The organism is Rhizobium sp. 42MFCr.1, from assembly GCF_000377185.1.
In the GTDB taxonomy this organism is placed as follows: Bacteria; Pseudomonadota; Alphaproteobacteria; order Rhizobiales; family Rhizobiaceae; genus Rhizobium; species Rhizobium altiplani.
On record NZ_KB897823.1, the window covers coordinates 37,469 to 51,312 of the forward strand.

The 13,844-nt window shown below is 59.3% G+C and carries 10 protein-coding genes and 1 pseudogene; 10 read left to right on the forward strand and 1 reads right to left on the reverse strand.

Annotation, left to right across the window (positions count from 1 at the left end; translation table 11 throughout):
- The first annotated feature begins 3 nt into the window (after positions 1 to 3).
- The 9 genes from arcA (at position 4) to C934_RS0108485 (ending at position 11,466) form a co-directional block, all read left to right on the forward strand.
- Positions 4 to 1,248 (forward strand): arginine deiminase, encoded by a 1,245-nt coding sequence (gene arcA / locus C934_RS0108445; protein WP_018856278.1) that lies wholly within the window; start codon positions 4 to 6, stop codon positions 1,246 to 1,248.
- Positions 1,249 to 1,343: 95 nt separating this feature from the next.
- Positions 1,344 to 2,444: an efflux RND transporter periplasmic adaptor subunit gene (locus tag C934_RS0108450; RefSeq protein ID WP_018856279.1), complete on the forward strand. Its 1,101-nt coding sequence runs from the start codon at positions 1,344 to 1,346 to the stop codon at positions 2,442 to 2,444.
- Positions 2,441 to 5,527 (forward strand): efflux RND transporter permease subunit, encoded by a 3,087-nt coding sequence (locus tag C934_RS0108455; RefSeq protein ID WP_018856280.1) that lies wholly within the window; start codon positions 2,441 to 2,443, stop codon positions 5,525 to 5,527. The genes C934_RS0108450 and C934_RS0108455 overlap by 4 nt, the downstream gene beginning before the upstream one ends.
- 691 nt (positions 5,528 to 6,218) lie before the next feature.
- Positions 6,219 to 7,721: an amidase family protein gene (locus tag C934_RS31745; RefSeq protein ID WP_442965921.1), complete on the forward strand. Its 1,503-nt coding sequence runs from the start codon at positions 6,219 to 6,221 to the stop codon at positions 7,719 to 7,721.
- 19 nt (positions 7,722 to 7,740) lie between these two features.
- Entirely contained in the window at positions 7,741 to 8,322 is a 582-nt protein-coding gene (locus C934_RS0108465) for a TetR/AcrR family transcriptional regulator (RefSeq protein ID WP_018856281.1), read from the forward strand.
- A gap of 229 nt (positions 8,323 to 8,551) precedes the next feature.
- The gene (locus tag C934_RS0108470) at positions 8,552 to 9,238 is read left to right on the forward strand and encodes a VOC family protein (RefSeq protein WP_018856282.1); all 687 of its coding nucleotides are present in this window, start codon (positions 8,552 to 8,554) and stop codon (positions 9,236 to 9,238) included.
- A gap of 72 nt (positions 9,239 to 9,310) precedes the next feature.
- On the forward strand, positions 9,311 to 9,808 hold the full coding sequence (locus tag C934_RS0108475; RefSeq protein ID WP_018856283.1) for an NUDIX hydrolase: 498 nt from the start codon (positions 9,311 to 9,313) through the stop codon (positions 9,806 to 9,808).
- A 210-nt stretch (positions 9,809 to 10,018) separates the two neighbouring features.
- Positions 10,019 to 10,438: a cupin domain-containing protein gene (locus C934_RS0108480; RefSeq protein ID WP_018856284.1), complete on the forward strand. Its 420-nt coding sequence runs from the start codon at positions 10,019 to 10,021 to the stop codon at positions 10,436 to 10,438.
- Between the two features lie 65 nt (positions 10,439 to 10,503).
- Positions 10,504 to 11,466 (forward strand): NADP-dependent oxidoreductase, encoded by a 963-nt coding sequence (locus tag C934_RS0108485; RefSeq protein ID WP_051085580.1) that lies wholly within the window; start codon positions 10,504 to 10,506, stop codon positions 11,464 to 11,466.
- 398 nt (positions 11,467 to 11,864) lie between these two features.
- On the opposite strand, the pseudogene C934_RS0108490 reads toward C934_RS0108485, so the two are convergent.
- Positions 11,865 to 12,056: pseudogene (locus C934_RS0108490) on the reverse strand (SDR family oxidoreductase); the annotation flags it as partial.
- 486 nt (positions 12,057 to 12,542) lie between these two features.
- Between C934_RS0108490 and C934_RS0108495 the strand changes: the two are divergent.
- Positions 12,543 to 13,298, forward strand: a complete 756-nt coding sequence (locus C934_RS0108495) for an ImuA family protein (RefSeq protein ID WP_018856287.1) — start codon at positions 12,543 to 12,545, stop codon at positions 13,296 to 13,298.
- Positions 13,299 to 13,844: the final 546 nt, after the last annotated feature.

Consider the following 13,844-nt stretch of genomic DNA (forward strand, 5'->3'; position numbering starts at 1 on the left):
GTCATGACATCAGACATCCCTTTCGGCGTGCATTCGGAAGTGGGCCAGCTTCGCAAGGTGATGGTCTGCGCGCCCGGCCGGGCTCACCAGCGCCTGACACCGAGCAATTGCGACGATCTTCTCTTTGACGACGTGCTTTGGGTCGACAATGCCAAACGCGACCATTTCGACTTCATGACGAAGATGCGCGATCGCGGCGTCGAAGTCGTTGAGATGCACAATCTGCTCGCCGAAACAGTTGCCATCCCGGAAGCGAAGAAGTGGATCCTCGATAACCAGGTCGCGCCGAACCAGATCGGGCTCGGATTGCTTGACGAGGTTCGCTCCTATCTGGAGGGGCTTTCCAACCGCGAGCTCGCCGAAACGCTGATCGGCGGCCTCTCGACCTTTGAATTTCCAGAATCGATCGGTGGTGAGCAGCTCGCGCTGATACGCGACGCGGCGGGTGTCAACGAATACCTGCTGCCGCCGTTACCGAACACGCTCTACACTCGCGACACCACCTGCTGGATCTACGGCGGGGTAACGCTCAACGCACTTTACTGGCCGGCCCGCCACGAGGAGACAATCCTCACCAGCTCCATTTACAAGTTCCATCCGGATTTCGCCGGAAAGGTGAACGTCTGGTGGGGCGATCCGACCAAGGATTGGGGGCTTGCCACGCTCGAGGGCGGCGACGTCATGCCAATCGGCAAAGGCAACGTGCTAATCGGCATGAGCGAGCGGACCTCGCGCCAGGCGATCAGCCAGGTTGCCCAGGCGCTGTTCGAAAAGGGTGCAGCCGAACGCGTTATTGTCGCGGCCATGCCGAAGCTGCGCGCGGCCATGCATCTCGACACGGTCTTCACGTTCGCCGACCGTGATTGCGTCCTGATCTATCCCGACATCGTCGACAAGATCGATGCCTTCTCCTACCGCCCGGACGGCAAAGGCGGCGTCGAGCTGCACAAGGACAAGGGCAGCTTCGTCGAGACGGTCCGCGACTCCCTCGGCTTAAAGAAGATGCGCGTCGTCCAGACCGGGGGCAATGACTACATGCGCGAGCGCACCCAGTGGGATAGCGGCGCCAACCTTGTCTGCGCTTCCCCGGGCGTCGTCTATGCCTATGACCGCAATACCTACACGAACACGCTGCTTCGCAAGGAAGGTATCGAAGTCATCACCATTACCGGTGCTGAACTTGGACGCGGGCGCGGCGGCGGGCATTGCATGACCTGCCCGATCATCCGCGACGCGGTCGATTACTGACCTTTTACGCGTGCTCCGGTCGCCCGGGTTACCGATCGCTGACGCGGTGTAAGCCGCGCCAACTTGTGGGTGTGTTCGAGAAGTGAGAGGCCGCCATGCCGTTGCGTTCCTTGATGTCGAGACACAAAGCGATTTTCGTATACGCGGGGCTCGCCGCCCTTGTCCTTTCCGGCTGCCAGAGAAGCGAGGAAAAGGACGAGCTGCCGACGCGGCCAGTCAAGACGCAGGCTGTCTCGTTCAATCCCGAGGATACGTTCGGTTCCCTCGTTGGCGAAATCCAGCCACGGGTCGAGACCAGCTTCGGCTTCCGCCAGGGCGGGGAAATCCGGGAGCGCGATGTCGAGGTCGGTGATCGGGTCGAGGTCGGAATGGTGATCGCCCGGCTCGATTCCGAAGATGCTCAGGATGCGCTTCGCAAGGCGGAAGCCAATCTGTTTTCCGCGCAGTCGACTTCCCAGAACGCGGAGATCGAGCGCAATCGCCAGCAGCAGCTCTTTCCGAGGACCTCGACCCGTCAGCAGTTAGACGCGGCCATAGCGCAGGCCAATGTCGCACAGGCCGGGGTCGACGCCGCTGAGGCGGCGTTGCGGATTGCCCAGACCAACCTAGACAACCGCACGCTGAAAGCCAATGGTGCCGGCGTCGTCACTGGTATCGGCGGCGAAGTGGGCCAGGTGGTCGGCGGGGGCCAGATGGTCGTCCGCGTGGCGCAGGTTGGTCCGCGGGATGCAGTGTTCCAGGTGCCGGAGGCGACGATCCAGACCGCCAACAGCAATGCCCACGTCGACGTTCGGCTGTTAAGCAATCCAAATGTGAAGGCGAGTGGGTCCGTCAGGGAAATATCGCCGACCGCCAATCCGGTTACGCGGAATTTCACCGTCCGCGTCGGCCTGGACAACGCGCCTGAAGAGTTCCGTTTCGGCAGTTCGGTGCGTGGTACGATCCAGATCGCAGGCGCGCCCGTCGCGCGGCTGCCGATGACGGCGCTGTTCAACCAGAACAACCAGCCGGCCGTCTGGGTCGTTGACCCGGCAAGCAACACCACCAAGCTCGTGCCGGTAGAGGTCCATCGATTCGATACGCAGGATTTCCTCGTGAGCAAGGGGCTGTCGAGCGGCGATCAGGTCGTCGTCGCCGGCGTCCAGCAGCTGCGTCCCGGTATGGCGGTTCGCTTGCTTGAAGGAAGCGTCCAATGAACGGAGGATTCAATCTCTCCGAATGGGCCATTCAGCGCAAAAGCCTGATCGTCTTCCTCGCATTTCTGAGCGCCGTCGGCGGCATCCTCGCCTATTTCAATCTCGGCCGCGACGAGGACCCGGAATTCACCTTCAAGACGATGATCGTGTCTGCCGCGTGGCCGGGTGGCACAATCGAGCAGACCACGGACCAGATTACGGACCGGCTGGAGCGGACACTCGAGGAGGTGCCGCATCTCGATCACCTGAGGAGCCTGACCAGCGCCGGCCAGTCAGTGATCTACGTGGTGCTCGACGACGCAACGCCGCCCGACCAGGTCGGTGAATCCTGGTATCAGGCCCGAACCAGGGTCGGGGATATCGTCTCGACGCTTCCGGCTGGCGTCCGCGGGCCGTTCTTCAATGACGATTTCGGCGATACCTTTGGCATCATTTACGGTTTCACTGCCGATGGCTTCGGTGACCGCGAGGTGCGTGACTGGGTCTACGAGGCGCGCAACCGCCTGCTCAAGCTCGACGATATAGGCAAGGTTCAGCTTATTGGCACGCAGGACGAGACGATCTTCATCGAGTTCTCGACCAATCGGCTCGCCAGCCTCGGCCTCAGCATGCCGAGCGTGATCTCGACAATTCAGGCGCAGAACGCCGTTCTTCCCACCGGCCAGCTGACGACCGAGCGCGATCGCACGGTCTTGGAGGTTTCCGGCAGTCTCGCCAGCGAAAAGGATCTGCGTGAGCTCAATATTCCGACCGCCTCCGGCTTCGTTCGCCTCGGCGACATCGCCGATATCGTGCGCGGCACCGTCGATCCGCCGCAACCGCGCTTTCGCGTCGACGGCAAGCCGGCGATCGGGCTTGCCGTCTCGATGGCCTCCGGCGGCGACATTCTGCAGCTTGGCCGAAACATCGATACCGTCATGAGCCATTTCGAGCACGACCTGCCGATCGGCATTGATCTGACGCGCGTCGCGAGCCAGCCGACGGTAGTGCAAACCGCCATTCGCGGCTTCACGACTTCGCTGGCGCAGGCCGTCGTCATCGTCCTTGGTGTCAGTTTCCTGGCACTCGGCGTGCGAGCGGGCCTTGCCGTCGCAGTCTCGATCCCGCTGGTGATGGCGCTGACCTTCCTCTTCATGGACATCACCGGCATTGCATTGCAGCGTGTCTCGCTCGGTGCGCTGATCATCGCGCTGACGCTGATGATCGACGACACGATGGTGACGGTCGAGATCACCATGGCGAAGCTCGAAGAAGGAATGGACCGCGTGAAGGCGGCAGCGTACGCCTATACATCCACCGCCTTTCCGATGCTTGCGGGAACGCTTGTCACCATTGCAGGCTTCATTCCGGTTGGCTTCGCCCAGAGTTCCTCGGGCGAATACGCGCGCTCGCTGTTCTTCGTGATCGGCTTTTCCCTGATCGTGTCCTGGCTGGTGGCGGTGCTTCTGACACCGATCGTTGGTCTCGCCGTCCTGAAGCCGAGCGAAAAAGCCGGCGAAAAGACCGAGAGCAAGCTTATCCGTGGTTTCAAGAGGCTGCTCAGCGCCTGCGTCCGAATGCGCGTTCTCGTCATTCTGGCGACCGTCGCCCTGTTTGCCGCGTCACTTTTCGGCTCACAGTATATGCGCCGGCAATTTTTCCCATCGTCAGATCGTCCGGAACTACTTCTGTCGCTCGTCCTGCCACAAGATGCCTCGCAAGAGGCGACTGCCGCCCAGGTGAAGCGGGTGGAGGAAATCCTCGCCGCCGACGAAGGGGTTGCCAACTGGAGCTTCTACGTCGGCTCCGACCCGATCCGGTTCTATCTCTCGATGGACCTCAATCCGCCGGCCCCCTTCCGCGCGCAGGCAGTCGTCATCAGCAAGAGCGTTTCCCAGCGGGATGCCCTGCAGCAGAGGCTGCAAAAACTCCTCGACGAGCAGTTCCCAGATATCATCGCTCGTGTCTCTCCGTTGGAAATGGGGCCACCAGTCGGCTGGCCCGTTCAATATCGCGTCAGCGGCCCTGATATCGTCGGTGTGCGCGATCTCGCCTGGAAGGTTGCTGACGTTCTCCATACCGTCCCAGGCGCCGTTCAACCGCACCTCGACTGGAACGAACCTATCCGGAAGGTCGTCATCAACGTCGACCAAGACCGCGCCAGGCTGGTCGGGTTGAACTCGTCCGTTATCGCGCAGACGCTATTTGCGACCTCCTCGGGCCTGCCGATCACGCAAGTGCGTGATTCCATCTATCTGGTCAACGTTGTCGCACGCGCGACGGAGGATCAACGCGTCGACATCAATACGCTGCGTTCGCTGCAGATACCGGTCGGTCCCAATCACACCGTGCCGCTTTCAAGCATCGCGACAGTGGAATACCAGACAACGCAGCCGTTGATCTGGCGGCATGACCGCTCGACTACGATCACCGTGCAGGCCGACGCGGAAAAAGGCGTGCTGGCGACTGACATCGTCGACGCCGCCACGCCGCAGATCGCTGCACTCATTCGCGACAATCCCAACTACCTCATCGAGGTCGGTGGCTCCGTGGAGGGTGCGGAAGATGGGCTCGCAGCAGTCGTCGCCATGCTGCCGGTCATGGCCGTCATCATCCTCATCGTCCTGATGTTTCAGCTGCAGAGCGTGCAGCGCCTTATCCTGGTCGTCAGCGTTGTTCCGCTCGGGCTGATTGGCGTCGTGCTGATCATGTTGATCACACGAGTGCCGGTCGGGTTCATCGCGGTCCTCGGCATGATCGCGCTCATCGGCATGATCACCCGAAACTCAGTGGTGCTCATCGACCAGATCGATAGACGGATGGAGGAGGAAGGCAGGAGTTGGCAGGGCGTCGTGGATGTGACGGCGCAGCGCTTGCGGCCGGTTTTCCTGACCGCCGGTTCGACGATCCTCGGCATGCTGCCGATCATCCGCGACCCGTTCTGGTCGCCGCTTGCCTTTACCGTGGTGGGCGGTCTGGTCGTTGCCGCGGCGCTGACGTTGATCTTCCTGCCGGCGCTTTATGTCCTGTGGTTCCGGATTCCACCCGAATTGGAACGACGACCCGCTCCGATTGCCGAGGCCGTGGCGCAGCCCGCATCCTAGGATAGATTGGAGGGTCGTAACTGTTTGCCGGACCATAGTATTGCCGGGGCATGTCGCATGTTGCATTTCGTGTTGTAGTGCCGTGCCAGACCCGCCTTCGGAATCCGACGCCACAGTCCGGACCTCCTCGTCGGAAAGGCGTCCACGAAGGTTGAACCGGAAGATATCCGCGCGTGGTTTCTCGTCCGGAAGCCCGATTTCGAAATGGCGCTCGAGACGAGCCAGAGCGCAGTAATACGGCGTCGATCAAGTGCGGATAGTTCGTCGCGCCGATGACGATGACGATGACGCCGTCACGCGCCCTAGCAGACACCACGCTCTCAGCAAGCTGACCGCCAAGTTACGTCGGCGGTATCACGTGGACGTAGGTCGACGAGGGTGCAAACGCTTTTCTCGTCAGGAGCATCCCCGAGACTGCAGCTGCTTGCCCGGGGATGCGTTCGATGCCGCCTCTTTGTCGTCACAAGGCTTGCAGGGTCGTGGGCATTTCTCGCCGCTCCCACTCGGTAAATTTCCCATTGCAAGATTAGCGCATCTTGATATTATGATCGTAATATAAAGCTCCGCACCTGTTGGAATGTGCGGGGAGGTCTGCACGGTTGTCCAGGACAAAGCATACGCAACTGGCCCCCGTGCGCCGCTCAAGACCATCTGGCAGACATCCATCTAAGCAGCGTTTCGTGAGGATAAAATGCAACAAGACATCGCGGACATTGAGTCAGCCTCAAATGGCGTATCTGATTGGCTAGCGGGACTTGGGGTTGCCGAAGCGGCCGCCGCCATTCGCGACGGGGAGACCTCCTCGGAGGCTTACGCGAGCGCGCTTCTGCAGCGGGCGCGGGTGCAGGCGGATTTAAATGCCTTCATTACGATAGATGAAGAAGCCGTGCTAAATGCAGCGCGAAATGCGGATAAGGCCCGGACCGGCGGTTCTACTTCGCCCCTTCTTGGGGTTCCGCTGGCGATCAAGGATAGCTATCTGACTCTAGGGCTCCGGACAACGTTGGGGGTGCGGAACCTAGAAAGCTATGTGCCAAGCAAAGACGCCGAGGTTGTTAGCGCGATCAAGGGGGCTGGCGGCATCGTCTTCGGCAAGAATAACCTCGTTGAGATGTCGTACGGCTTGACCGGAAACAACGAAGTCTATGGCCAGGTGAAGAACCCGCATGGTCGCGATCACGTGTCTGGCGGCTCCTCCAGCGGGGCTGGTTCGTCCGTCGCTGCTCGGATCGTTCCCGCGGCCTTGGGCGGTGATACGGTGGGTTCGATTCGGGTGCCGGCGGCGCTCTGTGGTGTCGTGGGCTTTAAGCCGACCACGGGGCGATGGCCACGTGACGGTGTTGCCCCCATCTCTCATACCCTCGACACAACCGGAGTACTTGCGCGGAGTGTCGACGACTGCATGCTTATTGATCAGGTTGTCACAGGGGCCGAGGCGGTAGCGCCCGCCAATTATGCTGACCTGAAGGATGTCAGGCTGGCTTTTGCACCTCGGCAATACCTCTCGCTGGTTGATCCGGAAATTGAGATACATTTCACCGAGACGGTACGGCGTCTACGGGACGCTGGAGCGGAAGTGGTCGAGGTTGACCTCGGTGAAGATTTCCTGTCGATCACCCAACGGGCGACATGGCGAATATTCTTCCACGAGACGATGGAAGCTGTCTCGGAATTCCTTCAGCGCAATGCCGTTCCAACCTCGTTTGAAGAAATCTACGCCGGACTAAAGTCCGGCCTGAAGGACGTTTGGGGACACGTCGTATTGCCGAGCGGGCCGGGGTTCAGTCCGAACGAATATCAAGCATCAATTTCCGTCGATCGTCCGGAAATTCAGCGGCGATATCGCGACGCCCTAGCTCGCAGCGGAACCACAGCACTTCTCTTTCCGACAACTCCCGGCACGGCTCCGCAAATCGAGCATCAAACGAAATTCTTGATTGCCGGGCGGGAGGTTAGTGACCTGACCTTGCACAGCACACTATCCCGACGAGTTTGGCAGGCATGCCAGGCATCAGCATTCCAACGGGCGTGTCCAGCAATGGGCTTCCGTTTGGGCTCGAGATCGACGGGGAGCACGGTCGAGACAGAAGCCTTCTTCAACTGGCGCGCCGTGTCGAAAAATTTGTTGGGATGTTGGCGACGCCAGTTTGAACGCCAAGTAACTCAGGCATTTGCCTCGATTAGCGAAACCTAACGATAGATGGATCCACGCAATGCGTTATGAGAAAGGCCATAAAGAAAGTACCCGCAACCGGATAATTGACGTCGCCTCTCGGCGGTTTCGAAAAGACGGTGCATCCGCGACGGGCTTGGCCGGAATTATGGCCGATGCGGGCCTGACCAACGGGGCTTTCTACGCACATTTCGGCTCTAAAGAAACGCTCCTCCGCGAGACACTTGTAAATACCTTGGCTGACCAAGCAGCCCGATCGAAGCAGGATTGCGCTGAGGGCCGTGGCATTGAGGGGGCAATCCGTGGATACCTGAACAAGGACCACCTTGAACGGAGCGAAGAGGGCTGCCCCTCCGCCGCCCTGTTGCCTGAAATCGGGCGGCAACCTCAATCGACGCGGGAAGCTTACGAAAACGGTCTTCTTCCCTACATCAAGAACCTTGCTTCGCAGCTGCCGCAGCCTGGCACGCCATCCTCGATAAGACGCGCCATTGGCGTTTTCGGGGTTATGGTTGGCACCCTGCAAACCGCACGCGCTGTTTCGGATATGTCTCTGGCTGAGGACATACTAGAGGCGGGCATCGAAGCAGCGTTGGTGCTTGCAAGGAAATCGGAGCCATAACCTCCGTTTAGACGCCAGCGAAAATGGGCGGCAAATCCCCGCAACTGCCGGATTGTTGTCTCGATGAGGCGTGCCGACTAAAATCCGACTTCGGGTCTGGGGGCACCATAGGAGCAATCGCGTTGATGTCGGCCGTAGTGCAGGTTTGTAGAGTTTGATAACTCGCGTCATCCGTGAGCGCTCCCCACCTGCCGTTTATCTCGCAGCTAAACAATCTAGGAGACTCGAGATGGGTAATACCGAGGTTCGCAGCGAAAATTCACCCCGGCCCACGCGCGATCGAGGCGTCGACATGAAGCTGGAAGTGGTCGTAATCCCCGTAGCCGACGTCGATCGGGCCAAGAGCTTCTACGCGAGCCTTGGCTGGCGGCTAGACGGCGACTTCACCGCTGGTAGCGAGTGGCGCGTAATCCAGTTCACGCCGCCCGGTTCGGGATGCTCGGTCATCTTCGGAAAGAACGTCACTTCGGCTGCGCCCGGTTCTGCGCGGGGCCTATATCTGATCGTCTCCGACATCGGCGCGGCGCGCGAGGAACTTCTGGCGCGCGGTGTACGGATCAGCGAAGTGTTTCATGCAGGCGAAGACAACATTGGTACCGACGAGCCGTACCTTTTCGGGAGCCGGAGAGTGAGCGGCCGCGACCCTGAGCGCCGCACCTATAGGACCTACGCCTCGTTCAGTGATCCTGATGGGAACGGCTGGTTGTTGCAGGAGGTCACCGGCCGCTTGCCGGGTCGCATAGACACGGGCGGGGCAGCCTTCGTTTCTTCCGCCGAACTCGAGGCCGCGCTGCGGCGCGCGTCAGAGGCCCATGGTGAACACGAGAAACTGACCGGGCAACACGATGAAGGTTGGCCAATCTGGTATGCGGAATACATGGTAAAGGAACAAACGGGAGAGCCGTTGCCTACCTAGCCATGGCCGTAGGGGCGAGGCCACTTACTCGAAAGCCTTGCCGCGTATCGGCCTTCGCTCCATGTTCGCGCGATGGACCAGCCGGATCGACATTTCTCGAAGCTGACGCCTTACACGCACAGGGTTTTTGCAGGCGACCTGGCGGAGCAGGTCGGGGCGCTTTGCTATCGGAAATCTCGCCGCGGTATCGACATACTTCTGATCACGACCCGCCAAACAAAGCGGTGGACCATTCCCAAGGGATGGCCGTACGCCGATTTGAAAGCGTACCAGGCCGCAGAGCGGGAAGCGTGGGAAGAGGCCGGCGTCCGGGGAAAGATCAGGAAGAAGACCTTCGGTCATTACACGTATACGAAGTACTTGAAGGACAACGAGCACGTAACTTCGATCGTCGGCGTTTATCTACTCGAAGTCAGGCGGGAGCGCTTAAAGTTTCCAGAGCGCGACCAGCGAGATTTGATTTGGCGAAATCCGCGAGAAGCAGCCGTCTTGGTGCAAGAGCCAGAGCTGAAGGGGTTGATCTTAAAGTTGGGTCGGAAGTGGAAAGCTAGCGCAAGATCAGTGGCCTGATACGTGCTGCCAGCAGATGAAATACTCCAATCCGGCGTGACATTGATGGCTAAGGCCGGGAAATGGGGTTATATTTCCGGCGCGCCGTCGAGCTTTGCCCTCCAGTTCGGAACCGCCGGAAACAAATATCGGCGTCCTTCGTGATGCATCAGCCCATTGCACATTGCCTTGTCAGAACGACAACGCAAAGAGCGAAGGAGGAGTGGAAAAATGTCGTTACGCAGGATTTCCACAATCGTTGCATTATGCGTCGCCGCACAACTGGCGCATCCGTTTGCTGCGTCGGGTGGCGAACTTGAGGAGGTCTTCACCGTTTTCGACCACGAATTACCCAATAGCCCTGGCAAAAAGCTCGTCGCTCTGGTCGTCAATTACGGACCGGGCGGCAAATCCGACGCACATACTCATGCCAAGTCGGCGTTCGTCTATGCGCGCGTCCTGTCTGGCTCTATCCGCAGCAAGGTCAACGACGAGGACGAGAAGGTCTACAAGGTGGGTGAGCAGTTCTTCGAGCTACCTGGATCGAAGCACAAGGTAAGTGAGAACGCGAGCTCGACCGAGCCTGCCTCGCTTCTCGCCGTTTTCATTGTTGAGACAGGCGACGAGCCGCTGACGTCCGCTGAGAAGTGAGGCTCGGATCGCAGTCGGAAGTCTACGCCTCACGCATCAAGCACCGCAACGAGAGGACAGCCCAGATGTCAGATGGCCCGCAGCGCTTCTCGGGAGAAGTATGGCGCATTCACGAATTCGGCCCGCCCGATGTGATGAGGCTGGAAGAAATTGAGGTGTCCACGCCCGAAACGGACGAGGTGATCGTGAGGGTACATGCTGCGGGCGTTGGGCCGTGGGATGGGTGGATTCGTTCTGGCAACAGTGCGCTGCCCCAGCCCCTTCCTCTCATTCTTGGCTCCGATATTTCCGGGGTGATCGTCGCCGTCGGACGCGGCGTCGATCACTTGCAAATCGGCGATCAGGTCTACGGCGTGACGAACAAGCGGTTCTGCGGCGGGTATGCGCAATATGCCGTCGCCAAAGCCTCCATGCTTGACAAGAAGCCGCCATCGATCGGCCACGTGGCTGCAGCGTCGCTGCCAGTTATCGCTGTTACGGCGTGGCAAGCGTTGTTCGACCAAGCCGGTCTGGTGCAAGGTCAGACGGTATTAATCCACGGGGCTGCGGGAAACGTCGGAGCCTTTGCTGTCCAGTTCGCCAAACACGCTGGACTGAACTCGATATGCACAGCTTCTTCGGAGGATATCGAACGGGTTCGTTCATTGGGAGCAGGGCGCGTAATCGACTACAAGGCAACACGCTTCGAGGACGAGGTCCATGATGTAGATGCCGTGATGGATTTTGTAGGCGGAGAATCCCAAACGCGGTCATTCAACGTGCTGAAACGCGGCGGAACGTTGATTTCGGCAGTGTCCAAGCCGGATCAGGCTCTCGCGGAACGACACGGTGTGACGGCGAGGTTCTTTCTGGTCGATGTTTCCACCGAAAGCCTCCGGCGCATCTCGACCCTCCTTGACGAAAACGCCCTCGAGGTAAACGTCGGCGCTAAAATTCCATTCGAGCAAGCGCGGGATGCCCATCTTATGCTTGAAGGGCAACTCCCTCGACCTAGAGGCAAGATCGTGCTCGTAGTCGATCCAACGTGAGAGCGCTTCTTATGACGGATACTTCCCGACTGCTTCACATCGCAGTGAAAGGCAACATCGCTTGGTGCAGTCCCGGGTCTGTTCTGCAAATGGATCGAACGAAACCAGGTCTTCGGGGGCCTGGGCGAATTTGGCCGTTTCGCCGCACGGTATCTCAAGGGCTACCTATCGTATGCTGGTCTATAGACGATATCGCCAGTGAGGTTATGGGGCTGACAAAACTTGGCCCCCTTCAAGTCTGGATATCTCAGTAATTCGGTGAGCGATACTTTGACCGCTGGGGCTGCGAGCGGACATCGCCCAGTGACGGCTTTGCGCCAACATCATGCCATGCTTTTGAAGCCGTCAAGCGAGTGACGCGCTCGCTCTCACAGGCGCGTCATGTCAGCCTGCCCATTCTAGAGCCGAGCGCCACCGGTTGCGTCGATCACTTGTCCCGTTGTCCAGCGCGCTTCATCAGAGGCCAGAAAGGCTATGATGTCGGCAACGTCATTGGGCTGCCCGATGCGCGAGAACACCGACAGAGCTTCCGCCTGGGCGCGCGCTTCCGGGATTGTGATCCAGGACGCGTTCATACCGGTCTGGTAGATGTGGCATTGCGGGCTTGGCCTGCAAAGCATACGGATCGCGAGGTTAGCTGAAGACGCCTGTGACCAGGTCTGAACGTCTCAGCGAATGTCTCCTTCGGGCCCGAAAGGAGAGATCACCGAGAGACGGCTGTGTAGCCATCCCTCCCGGATCCGATATTACGCACTGCCTGACTACGGCCTTCCGGTCGAGTTCGATACTCCGGTCGCAGGCGCCGCACACCAAGGTAATGATTGAGCCGCGATACTTCCGCAAGGTTCTCTCGTCGAGGAATTTTTTCTCATCGCAAGATCTCGTACGCACTTGAATTTCGACCCGCTACGGCATTGGATTCGTTCGCGGATCATTTTCATGCCACCCCTAGAAAGCCGAGCTGCCCCCATGGTGACCGCGATTAGCCCTATTGACTAGGCTGCCATACATGAACAAATGTAGAACATAATCGCTTCCAAAGCGAGATGGAACCCATGAATTGACGAAGGCTACAGATGGCGCATGCGAGCGCAAACCCCGTTATTTCCGAGCTTCGCGAGCGTATTTCTCATCTTGATGGCGCCCTATCGCGACGGAAATGCGCCCTGCCATTTGGTGTGCCGGAAATTGATAGCCATCTGCCTGGTGGGGGGCTGGCATTGGGAGCGATCCACGAGTTTGCGGGCGGTGGTGCGGGGGCCGTGGATGGGGCAGCCGCAGCCCTTTTTGCAGCCGGGGTCGCCGCTCGCACGAAAGGGAAAGTGATTTGGTGCCTTACCCGACCGGATCTCTTCTTTCCTGCGCTGGCGCAGGTCGGCCTTCACCCGAACCGGGTAATATTCGTCGAAGCGGATCGAGAGGAGGATGTTCTCGCGTCGATGGAGGAAGCCCTTTCCTACGGTGCACTAGGAGCCGTCGTTGCTGAATTGGTTCGACTGCCGATGACGGCGTCCCGACGGCTGCAACTGGCGGCGGAAAAGTCCGGCACACTGGGATTGATTATTCGGCGGTGGCGCCGACAGAGCGAGGCAACGGACTTCGGTCAGCCAACGGCCTCGGCCACGCGATGGAGGGTAAGCGTTATGCCATCGGAAGAGCTTCCTGTTCCTGGTGTGGGGAGGGCTCGCTGGATGCTGGAGTTGATGAGAGTGAAAGCTGGCGAGTGTGCCGAGTTCGAAGTCGAAGCTTGTGATTTGTCCGGTCGCATTGCGATCCCAGCGTCGGCTGGAACTTGGAGTACCGGAAGAAATCGATCCGCCCATGCCAGTTGAGTTTGCCAGGATCACTCATCTAATCCACCTTGCTGGTACACGCCGCATGACGCGCATGTTCGCCGAGCAGTGACGCCGGGTGCTCAACAAATCCTGTCCGATGAAACCGAAGACGACAAAGGAAATGTCATGTCTGGGATGAAGCAAGTGCGCGAGGAAATTAGTCCAGTCGATCAAGCTATAGAGTGGCACGATGGCGATCTGCGTGCCACGATTGCCACACTGATCGACGACTGCCGCTTCCTTCGAGACCAGCTCGATACCGCTCAGAAATGCATGAGCAGCGGTCTAACGCGGGGTTGGAAGCCAAGATCTGAGCGATGATCAACTGTGGGAACTGAGCGCAAAAAAGTGGCAGAGCCATGCTTGAGGACCTGCCAGTTGGTGCGCCCGGGAGGTACGGGAATCCAGCGCAGATTGAGGCACCATTGCTCGCTGGGCAACGACACAACGCTCTTTGATTTAGTGATGACTGATATAAAGAGTTGAGCAATCCCGCAAAAAGCCACATCAGAGTGGGCCCAGAGAAGTGTTTTCCAAATGGAA

Bases quoted from the DNA above. Each gene is read 5' to 3' on its own strand.
- C934_RS0108480 (WP_018856284.1), top strand. From the start codon at position 10,019: ATGTCGTTACGCAGGATTTCCACAATCGTTGCATTATGCGTCGCCGCA.
- arcA (WP_018856278.1), top strand. From the start codon at position 4: ATGACATCAGACATCCCTTTCGGCGTGCATTCGGAAGTGGGCCAGCTT.
- C934_RS0108450 (WP_018856279.1), top strand. From the start codon at position 1,344: ATGCCGTTGCGTTCCTTGATGTCGAGACACAAAGCGATTTTCGTATAC.
- C934_RS0108470 (WP_018856282.1), top strand. From the start codon at position 8,552: ATGGGTAATACCGAGGTTCGCAGCGAAAATTCACCCCGGCCCACGCGC.
- C934_RS31745 (WP_442965921.1), top strand. From the start codon at position 6,219: ATGCAACAAGACATCGCGGACATTGAGTCAGCCTCAAATGGCGTATCT.
- C934_RS0108495 (WP_018856287.1), top strand. From the start codon at position 12,543: ATGGCGCATGCGAGCGCAAACCCCGTTATTTCCGAGCTTCGCGAGCGT.
- C934_RS0108465 (WP_018856281.1), top strand. From the start codon at position 7,741: ATGCGTTATGAGAAAGGCCATAAAGAAAGTACCCGCAACCGGATAATT.
- C934_RS0108475 (WP_018856283.1), top strand. From the start codon at position 9,311: ATGGACCAGCCGGATCGACATTTCTCGAAGCTGACGCCTTACACGCAC.
- C934_RS0108455 (WP_018856280.1), top strand. From the start codon at position 2,441: ATGAACGGAGGATTCAATCTCTCCGAATGGGCCATTCAGCGCAAAAGC.
- C934_RS0108485 (WP_051085580.1), top strand. From the start codon at position 10,504: ATGTCAGATGGCCCGCAGCGCTTCTCGGGAGAAGTATGGCGCATTCAC.